General features: G+C 65.4%; 13 protein-coding genes. 8 read left to right on the top strand and 5 right to left on the bottom strand.

From position 1 onward, the window contains the following. Nucleotides 1–122: 122 nt before the first annotated feature. The 5 genes from ACFDR6_RS26440 (at nt 123) to ACFDR6_RS26420 (ending at nt 5,517) form a co-directional block, all read left to right on the top strand. Nucleotides 123–605 carry a nucleoside deaminase gene (locus tag ACFDR6_RS26440; RefSeq protein ID WP_375860042.1) on the top strand — a complete coding sequence of 161 codons (483 nt, stop codon included), beginning with the start codon at nt 123–125 and terminating at the stop codon, nt 603–605. A 188-nt stretch (nt 606–793) separates the two neighbouring features. Continuing rightward, nucleotides 794–2,383 carry an ABC transporter ATP-binding protein gene (locus ACFDR6_RS26435; RefSeq protein WP_375860041.1) on the top strand — a complete coding sequence of 530 codons (1,590 nt, stop codon included), beginning with the start codon at nt 794–796 and terminating at the stop codon, nt 2,381–2,383. Next, nucleotides 2,367–3,458, top strand: coding sequence for an ABC transporter permease (locus ACFDR6_RS26430; RefSeq protein WP_375860039.1), 1,092 nt, complete (start codon nt 2,367–2,369; stop codon nt 3,456–3,458). Before ACFDR6_RS26435 ends, ACFDR6_RS26430 begins: the two co-directional genes overlap by 17 nt. After that, the gene (locus ACFDR6_RS26425; protein ID WP_375860037.1) at nt 3,445–4,362 is read left to right on the top strand and encodes an ABC transporter permease; all 918 of its coding nucleotides are present in this window, start codon (nt 3,445–3,447) and stop codon (nt 4,360–4,362) included. The genes ACFDR6_RS26430 and ACFDR6_RS26425 overlap by 14 nt, the downstream gene beginning before the upstream one ends. 78 nt (nt 4,363–4,440) lie before the next feature. After that, a complete protein-coding gene (locus ACFDR6_RS26420; protein WP_375860035.1) occupies nt 4,441–5,517 on the top strand; it encodes a BMP family ABC transporter substrate-binding protein in 1,077 nt (358 codons plus the stop codon). Between the two features lie 107 nt (nt 5,518–5,624). On the opposite strand, the gene ACFDR6_RS26415 is transcribed toward ACFDR6_RS26420, so the two are convergent. Beyond that, entirely contained in the window at nt 5,625–6,974 is a 1,350-nt protein-coding gene (locus ACFDR6_RS26415) for an 8-oxoguanine deaminase (protein WP_375860034.1), read from the bottom strand. Between the two features lie 147 nt (nt 6,975–7,121). Between ACFDR6_RS26415 and ACFDR6_RS26410 the strand changes: the two genes are divergently transcribed. The 3 genes from ACFDR6_RS26410 to ACFDR6_RS26400 are packed head-to-tail and all read left to right on the top strand — an operon-like array spanning nt 7,122 to nt 12,089. Continuing rightward, nucleotides 7,122–7,949: an FAD binding domain-containing protein gene (locus tag ACFDR6_RS26410; protein ID WP_375860033.1), complete on the top strand. Its 828-nt coding sequence runs from the start codon at nt 7,122–7,124 to the stop codon at nt 7,947–7,949. Beyond that, on the top strand, nt 7,946–10,669 hold the full coding sequence (locus ACFDR6_RS26405) for a molybdopterin-dependent oxidoreductase (RefSeq protein WP_375860032.1): 2,724 nt from the start codon (nt 7,946–7,948) through the stop codon (nt 10,667–10,669). The genes ACFDR6_RS26410 and ACFDR6_RS26405 overlap by 4 nt, the downstream gene beginning before the upstream one ends. Nucleotides 10,670–10,691: 22 nt before the next feature. Next, nucleotides 10,692–12,089 carry a nucleobase:cation symporter-2 family protein gene (locus ACFDR6_RS26400; protein ID WP_375860031.1) on the top strand — a complete coding sequence of 466 codons (1,398 nt, stop codon included), beginning with the start codon at nt 10,692–10,694 and terminating at the stop codon, nt 12,087–12,089. Here ACFDR6_RS26400 and uraD read toward each other — a convergent pair. The 4 genes from uraD to ACFDR6_RS26380 form a co-directional block, all read right to left on the bottom strand. Then, nucleotides 12,086–12,973 (bottom strand): 2-oxo-4-hydroxy-4-carboxy-5-ureidoimidazoline decarboxylase, encoded by an 888-nt coding sequence (gene uraD, locus ACFDR6_RS26395; RefSeq protein WP_212090500.1) that lies wholly within the window; start codon nt 12,971–12,973, stop codon nt 12,086–12,088. The genes ACFDR6_RS26400 and uraD overlap by 4 nt on opposite strands. A gap of 3 nt (nt 12,974–12,976) precedes the next feature. After that, nucleotides 12,977–13,912: an allantoinase PuuE gene (gene puuE, locus ACFDR6_RS26390; RefSeq protein WP_212090496.1), complete on the bottom strand. Its 936-nt coding sequence runs from the start codon at nt 13,910–13,912 to the stop codon at nt 12,977–12,979. Continuing rightward, complete coding sequence (locus ACFDR6_RS26385; RefSeq protein WP_375860030.1) at nt 13,913–14,326, bottom strand: DUF3830 family protein; 414 nt, start codon at nt 14,324–14,326, stop codon at nt 13,913–13,915. Between the two features lie 89 nt (nt 14,327–14,415). Then, nucleotides 14,416–14,682: a hypothetical protein gene (locus ACFDR6_RS26380; protein WP_375860029.1), complete on the bottom strand. Its 267-nt coding sequence runs from the start codon at nt 14,680–14,682 to the stop codon at nt 14,416–14,418. Nucleotides 14,683–15,095: the final 413 nt, after the last annotated feature.

Raw genomic sequence — 15,095 nt, 5'->3', positions numbered from 1 at the left:
TCTCCCGGATGACTTTCCGGCCTGCCGGTTCCGGTAGATTCGTGTATGAAACACGAGCCGAGCGAGGCCGATCTTGCCCAAGTCGGCCGGCGCACAGCGGAAACAATGACGGCGGAGGATTGATGACCGGCGCATCCCAACGGGACGAGCACTTCCTGCGCCTGTCCTTCGCGGTTGCCCGCCGCTCCCTCACCCATGGCAATCATCCGTTCGGCTGCATCGTCGTCGCGGACGACAAGGTGCTGATCGAGGCCGAGAACGGCTACATGCCGGAGCACGACGGCACCGCGCATGCCGAACGTCTCGCGGCGACGCAGGCCTGCCGCACGCTCAGCCGCGAGGTGCTGGCGACGGCGACGCTTTATTCTTCGGCAGAGCCCTGCGCGATGTGCGCCGGCGCGATCTACTGGGCCGGCATCGGCCGCGTCGTTTACGGCCTCAGCGAGCATCGCCTGCGCGGTGTCACCGGCAATCATCCGGAGAACCCGACCCTCGACCTGCCCTGCCGCGACGTCTTTGCCAGCGGGCAGCGGCCGACCGAAGTCGTCGGGCCGCTGCTCGAGGATGAAGCCGAAGCGCTGCACGAGGGCGCATGGACGAAGTAGATTGCGGTTTCTACTGGCTTGGACCGTCACAAATCTGCAACAGCGCCCGCGGGACGGACGTCTCTTCGCACCGGCGAAACCAAACGAGCCGCCGGTCCCAGCCGCCTGCCAAAGCGTTGAGCAAGGGATGACGCATTTTCACACCTTACGCCGGGGTTCAAACTGGCCCACTATTGGGGCACTTCACCATGCAAGCGCATCAACGAATGTTGGATTCGACACGTGACAGCCTGAATTCCGGCGCGTCCCCGCTGCTGCGGGCGATCGGGCTCACCAAACGCTATGGCGATTTCCTTGCCAACGATTCCATCGACATCGATATCTGGCCGAAGGAAATCCACGCGCTGCTCGGCGAGAACGGCGCCGGCAAGTCGACGCTGGTGAAGGCGATCTACGGGCTGATCCAACCCAGCGCCGGCGAGATCCGCTGGCAGGGCGAAGGCATGATTCTGTCCGGTCCCTCGGACGCGCGCCGCCGCGGCATCGGCATGGTGTTCCAGCACTTCTCGCTGTTCGACAATCTCACCGTCGCCGAGAACGTCGCGCTCGGCCTCGACGGCAAGGAGTCTTTCAAGGACATGTCGGCGCGGCTGGAGCAGGTGTCGAAGACCTATGGACTGCCGCTCGATCCCCGGCGCGAGGTCTGGCAATTGTCGGTCGGCGAACGCCAGCGCATCGAGATCGTCCGCGCGCTGATGCAGGATCCGAAATTCCTGATCCTGGACGAGCCCACCGCGGTGCTGACGCCGCAGGAAGCCGACCAGCTCTTCGTCGTGCTGGAGCGGCTCAAGGCCGAAGGCCGCGCTGTCCTCTATATCAGCCACAAGCTCGAGGAGGTGAAGCGGCTCTGCGACACCGCCACGATCCTGCGCGGTGGCAGGAAGGTCGCGACCTGCAATCCCAGGCTCGAGACCGCCGCCTCGCTCGCGCGCATGATGGTCGGCGGCGAGATCAAGGAGGTGAAGGCGGCATCCGGCCGCAAGACCACCGTGCCGCGGCTCGTCGTCAACGATCTGTCGCTGGCCCCCAGCGAAGCACATGGCGTACGGCTCGAACACATCTCCTTCGAGTTGAAGGGCGGCGAGATCCTCGGCATCGCCGGCGTCGCCGGCAACGGCCAGGACGAATTGTTCGCCGCGCTGTCCGGTGAGCGGTTGTCGAAGGACCCGGGCACGGTCGTGATCGAAGGTATCGCCGCCGGCCATCTCTCGATCACCCAGCGGCGCAAGCTGGGTGCGGCCTTCGTGCCCGAGGAGCGGCTCGGTCATGGCACGGCGCCACGCATGAAGCTCTCGGAGAACGCGCTGCTCACCGGTCATGCGGCCAGCGGCATGGTCCATCGCGGGTTCATCGATACCGCCGCCACGCTCAAGACCGTCGACCGCGCGACCGAGACGTTCGACGTGCGCAAGGCCAAGCGCGACCCGGAAGCAGCATCCCTCTCCGGCGGCAATCTGCAGAAGTTCATCGTGGGCCGGGAGATCCTGCGCAACCCCGCAGTACTGGTGGTGAGCCAGCCGACCTGGGGCGTCGATGCCGGCGCCGCCGCAGTGATACGCCAGGCGCTGCTTGATCTCGCAACAGCGGGCGCCGCCGTGCTCGTGACCAGCCAGGATCTGGACGAACTCACGGAGATCGCCGACCGCATCGCTGTGATGTTCCACGGCCGGCTCTCCGCACCGCTCGCAGCGAGCGAAGCGAGCCGCGAAAAGCTCGGCCTGCTCATGGGCGGCAGCAGCCTGGAGCCGAAGGAGGCCGCGCATGCAGTTGGTGCTTGAGAAGCGCGCCGAACGCTCTGGCACAATCGCCCTCGTCTCTCCGCTGATCGCGATCGGCCTCACGATCTCGACCATGGTCATGCTGTTCGCGATCCTCGGCAAGAATCCGCTGCTCGCCTTGCACGCCTATTTCATCGCGCCCTTGACCGACGGCTATTCGCTTCAGGAAATCGCGGTGAAGGCGACTCCGCTGGTCATGATCGCGATCGGGCTGTCGCTCTGCTATCTCGCCAATGCCTGGAACATCGGCGCCGAAGGACAATTCCTGATCGGCGCGGTCGCCGGAAGCTGGATCGCAGTGAAGACGCAGGGCACCGATGCCGGGGCCTGGGTGCTGCCGGCGATGTTTGTGCTCGCGGCCGCCGCGGGCGCGCTCTATGCGCTGATCCCGGCGATCTGCAAGGTGAAGTTCGGCGCCAGCGAGATCCTGACCAGCCTGATGCTGGTCTATGTCGCCGACCTCTTCCTCGACTATCTCGTGCGCGGGCCCTGGCGCGATCCGCACGGCTTCAACTTCCCGACCACGGCGGAGTTCGATCCCGTAGCGACGGTGCCGCTGCTGATCGAAGGCGGCCGGCTGCATCTCGGCTCGATCATCGCCTTGCTCGTCGTGGCGGTAGCGGCGATCCTGCTCGCGCGCACCATCAAGGGGTTCGAGATCCGCGTCGTCGGTGCGGCGCCGCGCGCCGCACGCTTCGGCGGCTTCAATGCCAACCAACTCGTCATCCTGACCTTCGCAGTATCAGGCGCGCTCGCGGGCCTCGCCGGAATCATCGAGGTCGCAGGTCCCGTCGGGCATCTCCAGCCCGGCATATCGCCCGGCTACGGCTTTACCGCGATCATCGTGGCCTTTCTGGGCCGGCTGAACCCGCTTGGGATATTGATTGCAGGCCTTTTCCTGGCGTTGACCTTTATCGGCGGCGAGCAGGCGCAGATCGCGATGAAGATCCCGTTGGACGTCACCAAGGTGTTTCAGGGTATTTTGCTGTTCTACGTACTCGCCTGCGATTCCCTGATCCTCTATCGTTTCAAGCTGGTGTTTTCGAGCCGACAGGTGACTCGTGGAGCTGGTTGAGGCCATCATCCTCGCGGTGCTCGCCGCGTCGACCCCGCTGCTGATCGCGGCGACAGGCGAGCTCGTGACCGAGCGCTCCGGCGTGCTCAACCTCGGCGTCGAGGGCATGATGATCGTTGGCGCGGCCTGCGGCTTTGCCGGCGCCTGGCTCACTGGATCGATTTTCATCGGCGCGCTGTTCGGCATCGTCGCGGGCACGCTGATGTCGCTGATCTTCGCGCTGATGACGCTCGGGCTCGCCGTCAACCAGGTCGCGACCGGCCTTGCGCTCACCATCCTCGGCGCTGGACTCTCCGGCCTGATCGGCGCCCGCTTCGTCGGCGAGCGCATCGCGCCGGCGGTGCATCTCGCCATTCCCGGCCTCACGGACATCCCGCTGATCGGCCGCGTGCTGTTCGGCGAGGACGGCTTCGTCTACTTCTCCGTCGCACTGATCGCCGGCGTCTGGTGGTTCCTGTACCGAACGCGGGCGGGATTGATCCTGCGCGCCTGCGGCGACAATCACGTTTCCGCACATGCCCTCGGCTATCCCGTGCTGCGCATCCGCACTTTCGCCGTGATGTTCGGCGGCGCCTGTGCCGGCCTGGCCGGCGCCTATCTGCCGCTCGCTTATACGCCGTTCTTCATTCCCGGCATGACCGCAGGCCGCGGCTGGATCGCGCTGGCGCTGGTGGTGTTCTCGTCCTGGCGGCCGGGCCGGCTCGTGGTCGGCGCCTATCTCTTCGGCGCGGTGACGATCCTGCAGTTGCACGCCCAAGGCTGGGGTGTCGGCATCCCCTCGCAGTTCATGTCGGCGCTGCCTTATCTTGCGACCGTCATCGTGCTGGTCCTGCTCTCCCGCGCGCGCACCGGCGGCTCGACCGCACCGGCTGCGCTCGGCGCCGTGTTCGTGCCCGACCGCTGAGCTTTCATTTCCGCGGCGTGCGCGATGGGGCGCGCACGTTGCGGGTCGTGGCCGTCCCCTGAAGTTTGGAGATTGATGATGAGGAAATCACTTCTTGCACTCGCTGCCGGGCTCTTGCTTGCCGGGAACGCCAGTGCAGCCTCCGCCGCCGACAAGCTGAAGGTCGGCTTCATCTATCTGGGTCCGATCGGAGATCTCGGCTGGACCTATCAGCACGATCTTGGGCGCCAGGCACTGGTGAAGGAATTGGGCGACAAGATCGAGACGACATATCTCGAGAACGTGCCCGAAGGCCCCGATGCCGAGCGCTCGATCGAACAGCTCGTCCGCGCCGGCAACAAGCTGATCTTCACGACCTCGTTCGGCTACATGGATCCGACGCTGAAGGTCGCCAAGAAATATCCGAACGTGCACTTCGAGCACGCCACCGGCTACAAGCGCAATCCGAACATGTCGACCTACTCGGCCAAATGGTATCAGGGCCGCTACATTCAAGGCCTGATCGCGGCCAAGATGTCGAAGGCCGGCGTGCTCGGCTATATCGGCTCGTTCCCCATTCCCGAGGTCGTCTCCGGCATCAACGCGACGATGCTGGCGGCGCAGACCATCAACCCGAACATCAAGGTCAAGATCATCTGGGCCAACACCTGGTTCGACCCGGGCAAGGAGGCCGACGCCGCCAAGGCGCTGATCGACCAGGGCGCCGACATCATCATGCAGCACACGGATTCGCCTGCCGCGATGCAGATTGCCAGCGAACGCGGCAAGCTCGCCTTCGGCCAGGATTCCGAAATGATCAAGTTCGGACCCAAGACCCAGCTGACCTCGATCCTCGACACCTGGGGCCCCTATTACATCGAGCGCGTCAAGGCCGAGCTGGCGGGAACCTGGAAATCCGAGGACACATGGGGCGGCCTCGACAGCCACATGTTCTCGATGGCGCCGTACACCAACATGCCTGACGACGTGAAAAAAATGGCAGAGGATGCCCAGGCCGCGATCACCGCTGGCAAGCTGCATCCGTTCAAGTGCCCGATCGTTGGGCAGGACGGCAAGCCGGTGGAATGCAAGGGCGGCGATCACCTCGACGACGGCCAGATCCTCGGCATGAATTTCTACGTCAAGGGCATCGACGACAAGCTTCCGGGCAAGTAGCACGCTTCTTGCTTGACCCAGATCACCTGCTCCTCCCGGAGGAGGTTCGGAGGGGGTGGCCAGAAGCACCCGGCACTTGTGGTCGCCCCCTCTTTCAATTCCTGTCCCTATCCGGCCTGCATGGCCCGCCCGGCCGAGCTGTGGCGGCGGATGAGGTCGGCGACATCGAGGCCCGGAATCGCGCCGTCGATCACGGTCCATCGTCCCGCCACCATCACCCGGTCTGCCCGATGCGCCCCGCATAGCACCAGGGCGGCCAGGGGATCGCCATGGCCGGAGAAGCGCAATTCGTCGAGCTTGAAGAGCGCGAGATCGGCGGCCTTTCCGACTGCGATTTCGCCGAGTTCCGGCCGTCCGACGCAGGCCGCCGATCCCTTGGTGGCCCAGCGCAGCGCATCCTTGTGGCTGACCTTGGTCACGCCATAGCGCGCCCGTTGCAGCAGGAAGGCGGCGCGAACCTCCTGCATCAGGTTCGAGCCGTCGTTCGAGGCCGAGCCGTCGACGCCGATCCCGATCCCGACCCCGGCCTCCTCCATTTCGCACACCGGACAGCAGCCGGAGGCCAGCAACTGATTGCTGCACGCGCAATGGCTGATGGTCGTTCTGGCCTTGCCGAGCCGCTTCATCTCGTCCGCATTGAAGAAAATGCCATGGGCCAGCCACGTGCGCGCATTGAGCCAGCCGCATTGCTCGAGATAGTCGAGCGGGCGGCAGCCATACATCTGCTCGCAGAATTTGTTCTCGTCCTCGGTCTCGGCGAGGTGGGTATGCAGGCGCACGTCGAGTTTTTCTGCGAGATCGGCGGTGGCGCGCATCAGCGAGGTCGTCACGGAAAACGGCGAGCACGGCGCCAGCGCGATCTGCACCATCGCATCCGCGCCGCGCTGGTGATGCTTCGCCACCACGCGCGCGCTGTCGGCGAGAATGGTGTCCTCGTCCTGCACGACGCTGTCGGGCGGCAGGCCGCCGTCGCGTTGCGACAAATTCATCGAGCCGCGCGTCAGCAGCACGCGCATGCCGAGCCGCCTTGCAACACCGACCTCGATATCGACGGCGTCTTCGAGCCTCGCCGGGAAGACATAGTGATGATCCGTCGTGGTGGTGCAGCCGGAGAGCAGCAGCTCGGACATCGCCACGGTGACGCCGAGCTCGAGCGCTTCAGGCGTCAGCCGCGCCCACACCGGATAGAGCGCCTGTAGCCAGGGGAACAGCTCGCGGTCCATCGCCGCCGGCAGCGCCCGCGTCAGCGTCTGGTAGAAATGATGATGGGTGTTGATCAGGCCCGGCAGCACCACGTGTTCGGCCGCATCGAACACCGCGACATCAGCGGTCGCAGGCGTGCCGCCGGCCGGGACGAGCTCGACGATCCGGCCGTCCTTCACCACGATCCCGCGCTCGGCACCGCCTGCGAGGATGGCCAGGGGATCCCTGATCCAGATCGGCATTGAATCGCTCATGATCCCGCTCCTCGCATCCCCTGACGGCAGGCTCACAAGGCTGGCACCAGCCTCAATACCATCCCGCTGCGACTTGTTGTTGCGACTTGGCTCCGGTCTTGCAAGACTCAGGCGCACGATTCACCGGGTCGAAGCTTTGGCGCAGCCATGGATTTGAATACCATCACAGCGATCGCCCATCCGCAATCGCGCGCGCAACTGCCCGACTGGACGACAGGGGATGCCTGGCTCGCGGGCGGCACCTGGCTGTTCTCGGAGCCGCAAACGCAGCTGACGCGGCTGATCGATCTTACCGATTTGAAATGGCCGGCGCTGACGATTACGGAGCGCCATCTCTCGGTGGCCGCCACCTGCACCATCGCAGAGCTCGATGGTCTCGCCTGCCCGCCTGACTGGCTCGCAGCACCGCTGATCGGCCAGTGCTGCCGTGCGTTCCTTGCCTCGTTCAAGATCTGGAAGACCGCGACCGTCGGCGGCAATCTCTGCATGTCGCTGCCGGCGGGACCGATGATCTCGCTCACCGCCGCGCTCGACGGCGTCTGCACCATCTGGAAGGCCGGCGGCGGCGAACAGCGAATTCCTGTCGCCGAGTTCGTCACCGGCAACCAGCGCAATCGGCTGACGCCGGGCGATCTGCTTCGCCAGATCGATATTCCGATTGCCGCGTTGAAGCGCCGCACCGCCTTTCGGCAGATCTCGCTGGCGCCTGTCGGCCGCTCGGCGGCGCTTCTCGTCGGCAGCCTTGATACCGATGGCACCCTGACGCTCACAATCACCGCATCGACCGTGCGGCCGATCCAGCTCCTCTTTCGCAAAGTCCCGGATGCGAGCGCGCTTCGTGCCGCGCTGGTGCAGCAGATCACCGATGAGCTGTACCACACCGACATCCACGGCCAGCCGCTCTGGCGCAAGCACATGACACTGCGGCTCGGCGAGGAGATCCGCGGCGAACTCCTGGCCGGAGAGCCCTCATGAGCTTCGAGATCAACGGCAAGCCATTTTCGCAAGCGCCACGCACCGGCCAGTGCCTGCGCACGTTCCTGCGCGAGCTCGGCTATTTCGGCGTGAAGAAAGGTTGCGATGCCGGCGATTGCGGCGCCTGCACCGTGCTGCTCGACGGCGAGCCCGTGCATAGCTGCCTGATTCCGGCGTTCCGCGCCGAGGGACGCAGCGTGACCACGATCGAAGGTCTTGGCGGGGAGCACGGCGACCATCCGATGCAGCAGGCCTTCCTCGATGCGCAAGGCTTTCAATGCGGCTTCTGCACTGCCGGCATGATCCTGACCTGCGCCTCGCTGAACCAGGCCCAGCGCACCGATCTCGGCACGGCGTTGAAGGGCAATATCTGCCGCTGTACCGGCTACCGCTCGATCGAGGATGCGATCCTCGGCAAGACCAATGTCGAGGCGAGCGTCGAGGCCGGTGCCGCATTCGGCCGCAGTCTGCCGGCGCCGGCGGGCCCCGACATCGTGCGCGGTACGGCCCGCTACACTTTCGACACCGCCATCGACGGCCTGCTGCACATCAAGCTGGTTCGGTCACCTCACGCCCACGCCAGGATCGTCGCGATCGACAAGTCGGACGCCCTTCGCGTTCCCGGCGTTCATGCGGTGCTGACGCATGAGGATGCACCATCGGTCCTGATCTCGACTGCGCGGCACGAGATGGACTGGATGGACCCGGAGGACACCCGCATTCTCGACGACGTCGTCCGCTTCATCGGACAGCGGGTTGCCGCCGTCGTCGCCGAGAGCGAAGCCGCCTCCGAGGAGGCGTGCCGGCGGATCAAGGTCGAATATGAGGTTCTCCCCGCGCTGATCGATCCGGAGCAGGCGATGGCGCCGGGCGCGCCCGTCATTCATCCTGACCGCACCACCGCGAACCGCATCGCCGACGCCAGGCGCAACCTCGCCGCGGAGACGCATGGCGAGTTCGGTGACGTCGCGGCGGCGCTCGCGACGTCCGCCGTCACCTTCGAGGGCACCTTCCACAGTCATCGCGTACAGCACGCCGCGTTGGAGACCCATGGCGGCCTCGCCTGGCTCGATCCTTCCGGCGTGCTCAACGTCCGCACCTCCACCCAGGTCCCGTTCCTGACCCGGCGCGCACTGGCGAACATCTTTGAGCTCCCCATGGACAAGGTCCGCGTGTTCTGCGAGCGCGTCGGCGGCGGCTTTGGCGGCAAGCAGGAGATGTTCGTCGAGGACATCCTTGCGCTCGCTGCGCTGAGGACCGGACGTCCCGTGAAGCTGGAGCTCACGCGCGAGGAGCAATTCATCGCGACCTCGACGCGGCACCCGATGCGGGTCCACATCAAGGCCGGCGCCGATGCCGACGGCAAACTCACCGCGCTTCAGCTCGACGTGCTCTCCAACACCGGAGCTTACGGCAATCACGCCGGCCCGGTGATGTTCCATGCGCTGGCCGAGTCCATCAGCGTGTACAATTGTCCGAACAAGCGGGTCGACGGCGCCGCCGTCTATACCAACACCGTGCCGGCGGGGGCGTTTCGCGGCTACGGCCTGCCGCAGGCGCTGATCGCGGTGGAAGCCGCGATCGACGAGCTGGCAAGGCAGCTCGGCATCAGCCCCTACGAGATGCGCCGGCGTAACATCGTCAGGCTCGGCGACCCCATGCTGTCGCCGCCGCCGTCCGAATTTCACGACGTCGTCTATGGCTCCTACGGGCTCGACCAATGCCTCGACCTCGTCGAGCGCGCCATGCAGGCCGGTGGCCCGCAGCCGGAGCTTTCGCCGGAATGGCTGCTCGGCGACGGCATCGCCCTCACCATGATCGACTCCGCGCCGCCGGCCGGGCACATCGCCGACGCCATGATTGCGCTCAACGAGGACGGCGGCTTCGACCTCACCGTCGGCACGGCCGAATTCGGCAACGGCACCAGCACGGTGCATCGGCAGATCGCAGCAACCACGCTCGCGACCACCGTCGACCGAATCCGTCTGCGCCAGTCCGATACCGCCCATGGCGGCCACGACACCGGCGCCTATGGCAGCGCCGGCACCTTCGTCGCCGGCAAGGCGACGCATGCGGCTTCCATGCAGCTTGCGACCGAGCTGAAGGCGGCGGCGGCCGATGCCTGGCTGTGCGACGTCCAGGCCTGCGTGCTCGAGGACAATGCCGTCGTCAGCGGCGTCCGGCGCATGCCTTTTGCCGAGCTGGCGAAGCTCGCCCGCGACCGCGGACGGCCATTTGCGGGCAGCGGCAATTCCACGGGCACGCCGCGTTCGGTCGGCTTCAACGTCCAGGGGTTTCGCATCGCCGTGAACAAGGGCACCGGCGAGCTCAGGATTCTCAGGAGCGTGCAGGCGGCGGACGCCGGGGTCGTCGCCAACCCCATGCAGTGCCGTGGTCAGGTCGAAGGCGGCGTCGCGCAGGCGCTCGGCGCTGCGCTCTACGAGGAGATGGTGATCGACGCCGACGGCCGCGTCGCCAACCCGAAGTTCCGCGACTATCACCTGCCCTCGTTCGGCGACGTGCCGCGCACGGAGGTGTTCTTCGCCGACACGTCCGACACGATCGGGCCGCTTGGCGCAAAGTCGATGAGCGAGAGCCCGTACAACCCGGTCGCCGCCGCGCTCGGCAACGCAATCGCCAATGCAACCGGCATCCGCTTCACCGCGCCGCCCTTCAAGCCGGACCGGCTGTTTCCCGCGTTGCTCGACAAGTTTGGTTAGGTATGTTTGGGAGGTCTCATCCATGACCAGCGAAGTCCATCCAGTCGACGAGGTTCTGCCGGTCCCACGCCTCTTGGCGCTCGGGCTCCAGCATGTGCTGGTGATGTATGCCGGCGCGATCGCCGTGCCGCTGATCATCGGACGCGCATTGAAGCTGCCGCCCGAGGATGTCGCCTTCCTGATCAGCGCCGACCTGTTCGCCTGCGGGCTCGCGACGCTGGTGCAATGCATCGGCTTCCCCGGCGTCGGCATTCGCCTGCCCGTGATGATGGGCGTGACGTTCGCGTCAGTCGGTCCGATGCTGTCGATGGCGGCAGCGCCTGATATCGGTCTGCTCGGCATCTACGGCTCCGTCATCGCCGCGGGCATCTTCGGCATCATCGTCGCACCGTTCGTCAGCAGACTGTTGCCGCTGTTTCCTCCGGTGGTCACCGGCAGCATCATTCTGATCATCGGCATCTCCTTGATGCGCGTCGGCATCAACTGGGCCGGCGGCGGCCTGCCGACACTGACCAAGATGGTCGACGGCGTCGCCGGCAGCTTTCCCAATCCGGCCTATGGCCAACTGCAGGGCCTCGGCATCTCGTTGTTCGTGCTGCTGTTCATTCTCGGCCTGATCAAATGGGGCACCGGCTTCCTCGCCAATGTCTCGGTGCTGCTCGGCATCATCGCCGGCGCCGTGCTCGCGAGCATTCTGGGCGTGATGCATTTCGACAAGGTCGCCGCCGCCTCCTGGGGCGCGCCGATCATCCCTTTCCGCTTCGGCATGCCGCAATTCCATCTGGTGCCCGTTATGACCATGTGCGTCGTCATGATCGTGGTGATGATCGAATCGCTGGGCATGTTCCTCGCACTCGGCGACATCACCGGCAAGACCGTCGACCGCGAGGCGCTGAGCCGGGGCCTGCGCGCGGACGGCGTCGGCACGCTGCTCGGCGGCATCTTCAACACCTTTCCGTACACCTCGTTCTCGCAAAATGTCGGCCTCGTCTCGGTCACTGCCGTGCGCTCGCGCTGGGTGACCGTGACGGGCGGTTGCATCATGCTCGTGCTCGGCTTGTTGCCGAAGCTGGCCGCATTGGTCGAGGCGGTGCCGCTGGTCGTGCTCGGCGGCGCAGGCCTCGTGATGTTCGGCATGGTAGCCGCAACAGGCGCGCGCATCCTCACCTCGGTCGATTTCCGCAACAACCGCTACAATCTGTTCATCGTCGCGGTCTCGATCGGCTTCGGCCTGATCCCGCTCGCCGCCCCCGGCTTTTTCCGGAATATGCCCCACGATCTCCAGCCGCTGCTGGAGTCCGGCATCCTGCTCTGCGCGATCGTTTCCGTGCTGCTCAATGCCTTCTTCAACGGCCTGAGCGGCGGCGCGACAGCGGAGGCGGACGCGGCGACGGTCGCCTCATCCGCGCAACACGTTTAACTGCCGCGATAGGTCGAATAGCTCCAGGGCGTGACCAGCAAGGGAACGTGATAGTGGCTTTCCGGCTCGCCGATCGCAAAGCGCAGCGGGATATCGTCGAGGAAGGGCGGGTCGGACAGCGGCACATTGCGTTCGGCGTAATATCTGGCGACGCTGAATCTGAGCTCGTAGCGGCCGATCGGCAGCGGGCGGCCGCCGATCAACGGCTGGTCGGTGCGACCGTCGGCATTGGTCACCGCGCGTGCGATGACGCGGCTCTCGCCGAGGCTCGCGAGCTCCACCAGCTCGATCGGGATGCCGGCCGCGGGCTTGCCGACGTGATTGTCCAGCACATGGGTCGAGAGCCGGCCATGCACCTTCAACTTGTCGTCGGCAAGGACGAGCTGATCCAGCCGTAGCGCGGAGATACGGCCGATTTCCTCGATCGCGCGTCGCGTCTCCGTCTTTGCGATGTTGCGCAAGCGCGTCTCGAAGTCGCGCAGCACGGAATCCTTGGTGTGACGGCGCACGCAGACGATGTAGGGGAAGCCGAACTTGTCGCGGTAGGCGTTGTTGACGCGCTCGAACGCAGCGTACTCGGCCTCCGACAACCGGTCGAGGCCGGCACTGTTCTGCTCGTCGGTCGATTCTGCCGTCAGGCCCGCCGCGCGCTGGGTCTTGTTGGCGAGATCGGGATGCGCCCTTATCAGCGCCAACTGAACATCAGGCTCGGCGCTCTGGATCGCCGCCATCAGGGCCGTGTGCAACTGGTTGATACCGGCGAACGGCCGCTTGCCGGCGAGCTGCTCGGCGATCCACGGCGAGTATTCGACGACGTTGGCGAGCGCCGCGACAAAATCGACGTGGCTTGCTGCATTGAGATCGGCCAGCGAGATCTGCGACATCTTTCACCCGATCTCGAATGCGTCGGCCGCCAGATGGGCGTGCTTGTCATGCCAGTGCCGTGCGATCTGCAATCGCGTCGGCACCCAGACGCGGTCGTGCTTGCCGATGTAATCCAGGAAGCGGATCAAGCCGGCAGCGCGGCCGGGCCGGCCGGCGAGACGGCAGTGCAGGCCCACCGACATCATCTTCGGCGCGCTCTCGCCTTCGGCATAGAGCACGTCGAAGGCATCCTTCAAATAGGTGAAGAACTGCTCGCCTTCGGAAAAGCCCTGCGGGTTGATGAAGCGCATGTCGTTGGCATCGAGCGTATAGGGGATGACGAGCTGCTTGCCGCTCCTGCCCTTGATCCAATAGGGCAGATCGTCGGCATAGGAGTCGCAGAGATAGAGGAAGCCGCCTTCCTCCATCAGCAGGCGGTTAGTATTGATCGAGGAGCGTCCGGTGTACCAGCCGAGGGGGCGCGAGCCGGTGGCTTCGGTATGGACGCGGATCGCCTCCGCGATCTCGGCGCGCTCCTGCGCCTCGGACATGTCCTTGTGCTCGATCCATTTCAGGCTGTGGCTGGCGATATCCCAGCCGGCCTCATTCATGGCAGCGACGATCTCGGGATTGCGCTTCAACGCGGTAGCGACGCCGAACACCGTGGTCGGCCAGTTGCGCGCGGTGAACATCCGCCACAGCCGCCAGAAGCCGGCGCGCGAGCCATATTCGAACATCGATTCGATATTGGCGTGGCGCTGACCCGGCCAGGGCTGCGCGCCGAGCACGTCGGACAGAAACGCTTCCGAGGCGCGGTCGCCGTGCAAAATGTTGTTCTCGCCGCCTTCCTCGAAATTGACGACGAACTGCACGGCTATCCGGGCATCGCCGGGCCATTGCGGGTGCGGCGGGTTGCGGCCATAGCCACGGAGATCGCGCGGGTAGCTTGTGTCGGTCACTCAGACTTCCTCGAAACGAATCGGCAGCGCGCCGTTCCACAGCACGCTCTTGCCCAGCGTCGCCAGGTTCTCGAGGCCCGAGGTCAGCGTGATGAAATGGTTGCCGGCGAGCTGGCCCATCTTGCTTGCAAAGCGCACCCCGCCATAGGCGAGCAGGATCTCGGTCTCGCTGATGCCGCCGGGATAGAGGATGATCTGGCCGGGCGCGGGGTAGCTCGTGTGGTTCTCGTAGCCCACGCCGAAATCGAGATCGCCGAGCGGCATCCATACGCCCTCGCCGCTCCAGCGCACATGGATGATGTGGCTTTCGAACGGCAGCGCCTTGCGGAAGGCGGCGACGGTCTTGGGTGCCAGTTGCTCCTCGAAGCGGGCATCGAAGCTGAAATCGCCCGCACAGATAGCGAGTTTGCCCATTTCATCTCTCTGAATCGGGGCCGGTGGCCCGTCGGACACTTTCCAGCAAAGAGCACTCCCGACAACTTCGCGCAAGTGCCGCGGCAACATCACCTGCGGTCGCAGGACCAGCCGAAAATGCCGCTCCGCCGCGTCTCCGGTTCCGGCTCGGCGGCGGGCAGCGGCGCCTCCGTCCGTTCCGCTTGCGGGGGCGGCGCGGACAGGGTCTCGCATGTCATGGCATAGACCAGCTTGCCATCCGCGGTACGCCCGGTCGGGGCACAGGGATCGGGATGCGCCGCGTTGGTCTTCGGCATTTTGGCTTGCGCGGCCGCCGGGGAAGCCATCAGCAGCAGGTCCAGCAGATATCTCGACATCGTTGTCGCCTTACGCAGCATTCGCCCATTGAACCGGATTGCCACCGGCAAGTCCATCGGTGCCAGCGGGCCGCGATTGCCGAATAATTAGCCGGCATGCCGGCGCACTCTCTCCACATCGTCATTGCGAGGAGCCCTTGCGACGAAACAATCCAGAATCCCTTCGCGGAGGGATCCTGGATTGCTTCGTCGCTTCGCTCCTCGCAATGACGGAGTGTTTGGTTGCAGACACGCCTTATCGTTCTCGCGGCTTAAATCGCCCGAGCTTTGCTTCATCTCTCACCCTCTTGTCCAAGAGGGCACAGGGAAGGCCGGGTGCCGACAGGCACCCGCGGTCCGCTGCGCGACATGCGCACGCAAAAAGAACCGCACAGCAGCATACAGGTGGTGCCGATCACTCGGCCTTCCCTGCG

This window comes from Bradyrhizobium tunisiense, from assembly GCF_042263385.1.
GTDB classification, from domain to species: domain Bacteria; phylum Pseudomonadota; class Alphaproteobacteria; order Rhizobiales; family Xanthobacteraceae; genus Bradyrhizobium; species Bradyrhizobium tunisiense.
The sequence above is the reverse complement of the archived record's forward strand: the minus strand, read 5'-3'. Positions and strand labels throughout refer to the sequence as shown.

Coding starts and splice junctions, on each gene's coding strand:
- ACFDR6_RS26380 (WP_375860029.1), bottom strand. CDS start 14,682: ATGTCGAGATATCTGCTGGACCTGCTGCTGATGGCTTCCCCGGCGGCC.
- ACFDR6_RS26415 (WP_375860034.1), bottom strand. CDS start 6,974: ATGAGCGATTCAATGCCGATCTGGATCAGGGATCCCCTGGCCATCCTC.
- ACFDR6_RS26420 (WP_375860035.1), top strand. CDS start 4,441: ATGAGGAAATCACTTCTTGCACTCGCTGCCGGGCTCTTGCTTGCCGGG.
- ACFDR6_RS26440 (WP_375860042.1), top strand. CDS start 123: ATGACCGGCGCATCCCAACGGGACGAGCACTTCCTGCGCCTGTCCTTC.
- ACFDR6_RS26400 (WP_375860031.1), top strand. CDS start 10,692: ATGACCAGCGAAGTCCATCCAGTCGACGAGGTTCTGCCGGTCCCACGC.
- ACFDR6_RS26435 (WP_375860041.1), top strand. CDS start 794: ATGCAAGCGCATCAACGAATGTTGGATTCGACACGTGACAGCCTGAAT.
- ACFDR6_RS26385 (WP_375860030.1), bottom strand. CDS start 14,326: ATGGGCAAACTCGCTATCTGTGCGGGCGATTTCAGCTTCGATGCCCGC.
- ACFDR6_RS26410 (WP_375860033.1), top strand. CDS start 7,122: ATGGATTTGAATACCATCACAGCGATCGCCCATCCGCAATCGCGCGCG.
- ACFDR6_RS26405 (WP_375860032.1), top strand. CDS start 7,946: ATGAGCTTCGAGATCAACGGCAAGCCATTTTCGCAAGCGCCACGCACC.
- uraD (WP_212090500.1), bottom strand. CDS start 12,973: ATGTCGCAGATCTCGCTGGCCGATCTCAATGCAGCAAGCCACGTCGAT.
- ACFDR6_RS26430 (WP_375860039.1), top strand. CDS start 2,367: ATGCAGTTGGTGCTTGAGAAGCGCGCCGAACGCTCTGGCACAATCGCC.